The organism is Phenylobacterium sp., from assembly GCF_036723115.1.
Taxonomy (GTDB): domain Bacteria; phylum Pseudomonadota; class Alphaproteobacteria; order Caulobacterales; family Caulobacteraceae; genus Phenylobacterium.
In genome coordinates this window covers 1-6,926 of the sequence record NZ_DAIMHV010000140.1, presented here as the reverse complement: position 1 = coordinate 6,926, position 6,926 = coordinate 1, and the positions used below count along the sequence as shown (strand labels likewise).

Annotated in this window: 8 protein-coding genes, 1 pseudogene and 1 other annotated feature; of the genes and pseudogenes, 6 read left to right on the top strand and 3 right to left on the bottom strand. The window is 69.8% G+C overall.

Annotated elements, in window-relative coordinates:
• Window positions 1–27: 27 nt before the first annotated feature.
• Window positions 28–507, bottom strand: a complete 480-nt coding sequence (locus V7D28_RS12605) for a hypothetical protein (protein ID WP_333587729.1) — start codon at window positions 505–507, stop codon at window positions 28–30.
• Between the two features lie 124 nt (window positions 508–631).
• On the opposite strand from V7D28_RS12605, the gene V7D28_RS12600 reads away from it, so the two are divergent.
• On the top strand, window positions 632–1,216 hold the full coding sequence (locus tag V7D28_RS12600) for a DUF2239 family protein (protein WP_333587728.1): 585 nt from the start codon (window positions 632–634) through the stop codon (window positions 1,214–1,216).
• 482 nt (window positions 1,217–1,698) lie between these two features.
• On the opposite strand, the gene V7D28_RS12595 is transcribed toward V7D28_RS12600, so the two are convergent.
• Window positions 1,699–2,142 carry a GFA family protein gene (locus V7D28_RS12595; protein ID WP_333587727.1) on the bottom strand — a complete coding sequence of 148 codons (444 nt, stop codon included), beginning with the start codon at window positions 2,140–2,142 and terminating at the stop codon, window positions 1,699–1,701.
• A 91-nt stretch (window positions 2,143–2,233) separates the two neighbouring features.
• On the opposite strand from V7D28_RS12595, the gene V7D28_RS12590 reads away from it, so the two are divergent.
• The 5 genes and pseudogenes from V7D28_RS12590 (at window position 2,234) to rpiB (ending at window position 6,628) form a co-directional block, all read left to right on the top strand.
• Window positions 2,234–2,869, top strand: a complete 636-nt coding sequence (locus tag V7D28_RS12590; protein ID WP_333587726.1) for a glutathione S-transferase family protein — start codon at window positions 2,234–2,236, stop codon at window positions 2,867–2,869.
• 81 nt (window positions 2,870–2,950) lie between these two features.
• Window positions 2,951–3,154, top strand: a pseudogene (locus V7D28_RS12585) (MerR family transcriptional regulator); the annotation flags it as partial.
• 183 nt (window positions 3,155–3,337) lie between these two features.
• Complete coding sequence (locus V7D28_RS12580; RefSeq protein WP_442957938.1) at window positions 3,338–4,324, top strand: phosphoribosylaminoimidazolesuccinocarboxamide synthase; 987 nt, start codon at window positions 3,338–3,340, stop codon at window positions 4,322–4,324.
• Between the two features lie 81 nt (window positions 4,325–4,405).
• Window positions 4,406–4,460 (top strand) — a sequence feature (sul1 is cis-regulatory element that is thought to sense ions involved in sulfur or methionine metabolism; They are found in Alphaproteobacteria).
• An 80-nt stretch (window positions 4,461–4,540) separates the two neighbouring features.
• Window positions 4,541–6,022 (top strand): SulP family inorganic anion transporter, encoded by a 1,482-nt coding sequence (locus V7D28_RS12575; RefSeq protein ID WP_442957937.1) that lies wholly within the window; start codon window positions 4,541–4,543, stop codon window positions 6,020–6,022.
• A 153-nt stretch (window positions 6,023–6,175) separates the two neighbouring features.
• Window positions 6,176–6,628 (top strand): ribose 5-phosphate isomerase B, encoded by a 453-nt coding sequence (gene rpiB, locus V7D28_RS12570; RefSeq protein ID WP_333587725.1) that lies wholly within the window; start codon window positions 6,176–6,178, stop codon window positions 6,626–6,628.
• Here rpiB and V7D28_RS12565 read toward each other — a convergent pair.
• On the bottom strand, window positions 6,609–6,926 hold a 318-nt coding region (locus V7D28_RS12565), incomplete at its 5' end, for a Stf0 family sulfotransferase (RefSeq protein ID WP_333587724.1). The two genes, rpiB and V7D28_RS12565, sit on opposite strands and share 20 nt — an antisense overlap.

Genomic DNA, 6,926 nt, shown 5'->3' with positions numbered 1-6,926 from the left:
CCCAGCGGCCGGGCGGCGGGGCGGTGTTCAGTCTGAGCCTTCCGAGGGCCGCAGGGCCGCCGTGAGGCTCGCCGACAGGTCCGGCGTCTCGTGCGCGCGGCCCCTGACCGAGGCTTCCGCCTCATAGACCACCGCGCCGGTGGTCATGTCGGTCAGTTGCAGGCCCAGCCGATGGACCACCCTTCGTCGGGACCAGGGACGCACAGGCTCCACGGCCTCGCGCCACACATCGGCGCCCGCGCCGTCCTGCGTCACGATCCCCAGGCGGGCCGGCCTGGCCGCCGCCGAGACGTCAGCGAGGAAATCGGCCCGCTCGCCCTCGCCCACGAGGCGGTAGCCGGCTTGCGAGAGCATCGGCGCCGCCACGCCTTCGGTTCCTTCGGCGGCCGCCAGCCGGACGCTGGCGCCGGGCGCGGGCAGGGTCCCCGTGGCGCTGACCACGGGCGGATGGGCGCAGGCGGCCAGCACCAGGGCGCTCGCCGCAAAGAGGATCAGTTTCGCCTGCATGCCCACCTCCGCAAGGCTTGGACAATGCCCCCGATCAACGACCGCCGCCACACCGATTTCCTGGCTCCGGATAAATCTACCCGGATATTATTGACACGGTGCGGCTGAGCGATCAACTGAACCCATGCAAGTTCCCCCCCTGCTCTGGGCCTTCGAGGACGGCCGTCTGCTGGCGGTCGGCGACCCGGCTCAGATCGCTCTGCGCCTGACCGCCCGCCCCGCCTCGGCGCCGCCGCCTCTGGTGCTCGACGCCTGGGCCCGCCCCGTCGATCTCGACCTGAGTGGCGAGGCGGCCGACGTGGCCGCGCGCTATGCGAGCGCCGAACGGCCTGCTCCGGAGGCCGAGGCCCCCGCTCCACCGGCCCGGGGTCGCCCGCGCCTGGGAGTCGTGGCCCGCGAGGTCACGCTCCTGCCCCGCCATTGGGCGTGGCTGAACAGCCAGCCCGGCGGCGCCTCGGCCGCTCTGCGCCGGCTGGTGGAGAGCGCGCGGAAGTCGCAGGCCCCGGCCGACGCCCTGCGTCAGCGCCAGGAGGCGGCCTATCGGGCCATGGTCCAGCTGGCCGGCGACCGGCCGGGGTTCGAGGCCGCCGCCCGCGCGCTCTTCGCCCAGGACACGCCCGCCCTGGAGAGCCTGCTGGCCGCCTGGCCCGCCGACATCGGCGCCTATGTCCGAGGCCGGCTGGACCTCAGCGAGCCGGCGCCATCGTGACCTGCGCGTCATAGGCTTCCACCGCCAGGGGGGCCAGAGCCGCCACCGCCTCGCGCGGGTCCTTCCGTCTGCGAACCGCCCGCGCCATCGCCACCTCACTGAGACCAAGACACCCGTAGGGCCGTCCGCCCCGCGCCAGCCCCGCGCCTCACGAGAGGCGCGCCTATGGCTCCTGGAGCCGGGCGCGGGGCTCCTGCGGCGCCCGAAGAAGCCGCCGCCCCGGGCCTCACCGCATCGCCGTCTCCCGCCGGGGGAGGACGAGGAAGACGGCGGAGGCCAGACATGCGTCCGCGACCGGGGCCAAGTGGACGCCCCGTCGCCTGCGCCAGGGGCGCAGCACATCTGACCTTTGCGAAAACCCGGAAAACCGCAGAGCGCGAACCCGCCCCGCCGCGGCGTCCTTCAGCGCCTCAGACGCAAGAACGACCCATACCCAGAACCTACCAAATTCGCGGGGGAATGCAAGAACAAAACACGAACAATCAGCGCGCCGCGTAGGCCGCCATCAGCCGGCCGAAGTCCGCCGGCTGCGGAAAGCCCGCAAACCCTTCCACCGCGGGCGTGCTCACCCAGGGCAACCTCTCCGACGTCATCGTCTCCATGAAAGGCTCCAGCCCTGAGGGATCGTCGAACAGGGTCGAGCGCACATTGACGAAGCCGTCGGCCCCCTCCGGCCGCGTGAACATCCAACTCATGCAGTGCGGGCAGAAGAAGTGCCGCGTCGCCCCGTGCAGGCCGCCGATGACCGGCTCGCCGGCCGTGACCTCGAAGTCCTCGGCGACATAGAGCGCGCTCAACGAAAAGGCGCTCGCCGTCATCTGCTGACAGCCGCGGCAATGGCACGCCATCGTCACCTTCGGCGCGCCGCTCACGCGAAACCGCACCTGGCCGCACCGACACCCGCCGTCTCTGCTCGCCTCGCTCATCGCGGAGTTCTCCCCATTACGGACGGTTGCTGCCAAACCGCTGTCAGCAGGCTCCAGGCTAAGTGGCCTTCGAACAACCGGAGAGCCCACCATGACCAGCCTCGTCTTCTACACCAACCCCATGTCCCGCGGCCGCATCGTCCGCTGGATGCTGGAGGAAATCGGCCAGCCCTATGAGACCCGCGTCCTGCGCTGGGAGACCGGAGACACCAAATCCCCCGACTATCTGGCGCTCAATCCCATGGGCAAGGTGCCGACCATCGTCCATGACGGGGTGGTGGTGACCGAGTGCGCCGCCATCTGCGCCTATCTCGCCGACGCGTTTCCGCAGGCCGGCCTTGCGCCCCCCGTCCACAGCCCCCTGAGAGGCCCCTACTATCGCTGGCTCTTCTTCGGCGCGGGCCCCATCGAACAGGTGGTGGGCGCGAAGGTGGCCCAGTTCGAACCCACCCCGGAGCAGCAGAGCTCCCTCGGCTATGGCAGCATGGCCCATGTGCTGAACACCCTCGAGACGGCGGTCGCCGACCGTGCCGTCCTGGCGGGCGAGACCTTCACCGCCGCCGACCTCTATCTCGCCTCCCACCTCTCCTGGGGTATGAACTTCGGCACGATCGAGAAGCGCCCGGCCTTCGAGACCTATGCCGAGCGTCACCTCCAGCGCCCCGCCGCCCGGCGCGCCGACGAGATCGACGACGCCCTGATCGCCGAGGCTCAGCAGAACACCTGACGCGATCGGAAAATCGGGGCTTGAGCCGGAACCTGGGTCCGGGCTCATAGGTGGCTGCGTCCCACGGAGACGCCTGCGCCAATGAGTCCCCGCTTCCTAAGTCCCAATGAAGCCGCCAGCCGCCTGGGCGTCAGCGTCCGCGCCTTGCGGCTCTACGAACGCAAGGGCCTCGTCCGGCCAGCGCGGACCCAGGCCGGCTGGCGAGTTTACGGCCCGGAGCAGATCGAGCGACTGCACCAGGTGCTGACGCTGAAATCGCTGGGCCTGCCTCTCACCCGAATCGCCGACATTCTACGGGGGCGCGACGCCGACCTGCCGGCCTTGCTCGCCCTGCAGGATGACGTGCTCGCCGCGCGCATCTATGACCTGCAGCGCGCCCGCCGTTCCGTCCAGGCGGCGCGCGAAAAGCTGGCGCGCGACAGACGGCTTTCCTTGGACGACATTCTCCAACTGGCCCGGGAGGCCGCCATGCCCACCCTCGACGAAGCCCGCCTCTCCGCCAGCGCCCATCAGCTCCTGGGCGAGGCCATCGACCCCGCCCTGCCCGGCCTCTATCGGGGCAAGGTGCGCGACAATTACGACCTGCCGGACGGCCGGCGCATCCTTGTGACCTCCGACCGTCTGTCGGCCTTCGACCGGGTGCTCTGCCTCGTGCCCTTCAAGGGCCAGGTGCTGAACGGGGTCGCCCGCTGGGCCTTCGAACAGACCGCCGACATCTGCCCCAATCACGTGCTGGACTATCCCGATCCCAACATCGTCGTCGGCGCTCGACTGACGATCCTACCGGTGGAGATCGTAGTGCGCGGCTATCTGGCCGGCACGACCAGCACTTCGATCCTCACCATGTACAAGGCCGGCCGCCGCCAGATGTACGGCCAGACCCTGCCCGATGGGCTGGCGCCCAACCAGGTCCTGGACCAGCCCATCATCACCCCCACCAGCAAGGCCGACGACGGCGCCCATGACGAGCCCCTCACCGCCCAGGACATCCTCGCCCGCGGTCTGCTGACGGAGGCGCAATGGCGTCAGGTCAGCGAAACCGCGCTGGCCCTTTTCGCCCGCGGCCAGGCGCTCGCCGCCGAGCGGGGCCTCATCCTCGCCGACACCAAGTACGAGTTCGGCCTCGACGCCCAAGGGACCCTCCGCCTGGCCGACGAGATCCACACCCCGGACTCCAGCCGCTACTGGCGGGCCGACACCTATCCCCAGCGCCTGGCCGCGGGCGAGCGCCCCGACAGCTTCGACAAGGACGTCATCCGCGACTGGGTGGCCGCCCGCTGCGACCCCTATGCCGATCCCGTCCCCGACATCCCCCCGGAGCTGATCTGGAAGACCGCGCTCACCTATGTGGAGGCCTATGAGCGGATCACCGGCCAGACCTTCGAGCCGCCGAAGCCGACGCCGCCGGTGCAGGCCCGCGTGATGGCGGCCCTAAGCCGTTTCCACTCCGCCTGAGACGATCGCGTCCGCCACCGGAGGCGCCGATCAAGGGAGACCTTGCATTGTGCGACGCAGCAAGGCATCTAGCCGCCTCACGTCGGACCCGATCTGAATCGGGTGGCTACCCCGGGCGCCCATCCCTCGGGAACACCACAAGCTGCGGCTTGAGAGCGAGACGATTTGGGCCGTGACGGGGCCCGCCGCGCTCACCTGATCCAAGACCCTGTCTCCATGAGCATCATCGCATCGGCCCGCGAGCAATGGCTCGCGAATCCACGCCGCGACCTTCTGGCCGGAACCGTCGTCGCCCTGGCCCTGATCCCAGAGGCCATCGCCTTCTCCATCATCGCCGGGGTCGATCCGGCGGTGGGCCTCTACGCCAGCTTCATCATCGCCGTGACCATCGCCTTCACCGGCGGTCGGCCGGCCATGATCTCAGCGGCCACCGGCGCCATGGCCCTCCTGATGGTGGGCCTCGTCAGGGACCACGGCCTCGAATACCTGTTCGCCGCCTCTCTGTTGTGCGGCGTCATCCAGATCGCCGTCGGCCTGCTTCGGCTCGGCCGTTACATCAAGTTCGTGTCGCGATCGGTCATGACCGGCTTCGTCAACTCCCTCGCCATCCTGATCTTCCTGGCACAGTTGCCGGAGCTGACCGGGGTGGGCTGGCAGACCTACGCCATGGTCGCCGCGGGCCTGGCCATCATATACGGCTTCCCTCGGCTTACCCGCGCCGTGCCCGCGCCGCTGGTGGCCATCGTGGTCTTGAGCGCCTTCGCCACCTTCACGGGCCTCGACGTGCGCACCGTGGGCGACATGGGGCAGATGCCGACGACCCTGCCCAGCTTCGGCCTTCCCCAGGTCCCCCTGACCTGGGAGACGCTCCGGATCATCGCCCCCATCTCCCTGACCCTCGCCTTTGTGGGGCTTCTGGAAAGTCTCCTCACGGCCAATCTGCTGGACGACCTCACCGACACGCCGTCGGACAAGGACCGGGAGACCCGCGGCCAGGGCATCGCCAACATGATCTCGCCCCTCTTCGGGGGCATGGCCGGCTGCGCCATGATCGGCCAATCGATCATCAATGTGACCTCCGGGGCCCGCGGGCGGCTCTCGACCCTCTGGGCGGGCCTGTTCCTCCTGTTCCTGATCCTGGTCCTGCAGGACTGGGTGGCCCGCATCCCCATGGCCGCCCTGGTGGCGGTGATGATCATGGTCTCCATCGGAACCTTCGACTGGGGATCGATCCGACAGCTGCCCTCCACGCCGATCCAGTCGTCCATCGTGATGATCGCCACCACGGCCACCGTCGTGATCACCCACGACCTGTCCCAGGGGGTGGTCCTGGGCGTGGTGCTCAGCGCGATCTTCTTCATGCGCCGGGTGGGAAAGACGGTGATCGTGCAGGAGGTCGAGGCCCCCGAGGGCGAGCTCAAATACCGCGTGACCGGCCAGATCTTCTTTGCGTCCGCCGACCTCTTCGCCGCCGCCTTCGAGCATCATGGCCATCCGACGCGGGTCGAGATCGACCTGTCGGGCGCCCACCTCTGGGACCTCACGGGCGTGGCCGCGGTGGACAAGGTGGTCTTCCGCTATCGTCGCCAGGGCGCCGAAGTGGTGGTCACCGGGATGACGGACGCCGAACGCACCCTGGTCGAGCGGGTGGGCCGTCATGACAAGACGCACCTCCCCTCCGGCGCCGGCGCTCACTAGCGTCCTTGTTCTCCCGGCGCGTCGCGCGACGGCCGGGGATCACGCGCCATCCGCCGTTTCCGTCGAACCGCATCATCGTCTAAGGGGCGGGTCCGCCTTGGGACCCTCCTCCAGGCGTCACCTGTGGCCGAACCCCCACCTCCGGACATCCCCATGACCCACGCCCCCGCCCGTATCGTCCTGGCCAGCGACCACGCCGCCATCGGCCTGCGCCAGGTCATCGCCGTCCACATTGCGGACAGGGGCTGGGAGGTGGTCGACATCGGCCCGACCACGCCCGACAGCACGGACTACCCCCGCCACGGCGAGGCCGCCGCCCGCCGCGTGGCCTCCGGCGACTGCCGCTTCGGCATCATTCTCTGCGGCACGGGCCAGGGGATCATGATGGCCGCCAACAAGGTGAAAGGGATCCGCTGCGGCGTCTGCGCCGAGCCCTATTCCGCCGCCATGATCCGCGCCCATAACGACGCCAACATGCTGGCCCTGGGCGCCCGCGTGGTCGGCGAAGGCCTGGCGCTGGCCATCGTCGACGCCTTCCTGGCCACCGACTTCGAAGCCGGCCGCCACACCGCGCGCGTGGAGATGATCAAGGCGTTGGAGGGGTAGTCAGACCCGCCTCGGCCCGAAACCGCGCCGCCCAGTCGCGGTTGGTCTCGTCGGCCATCTTCCGGACGCTGGGCGTCACCCGATCGGCCGCCGCGGTATCGAGCCCCAGGGCCTGCAGGACGCGGCCCACGGTTCCCTGCGGGTCGGCCGACAGATCGTCATAGGCGATGCGGATCGGCGTGATCGCCTCGGCCGCGAACCACGCATTCCAGTCCCGGTCGTATGCGACCATGGCGTCCACCCACGCCTGGATCGCCGCCTGGTCATATTCCGGCGCGCGGGGCGGCCCGTCCCGTTC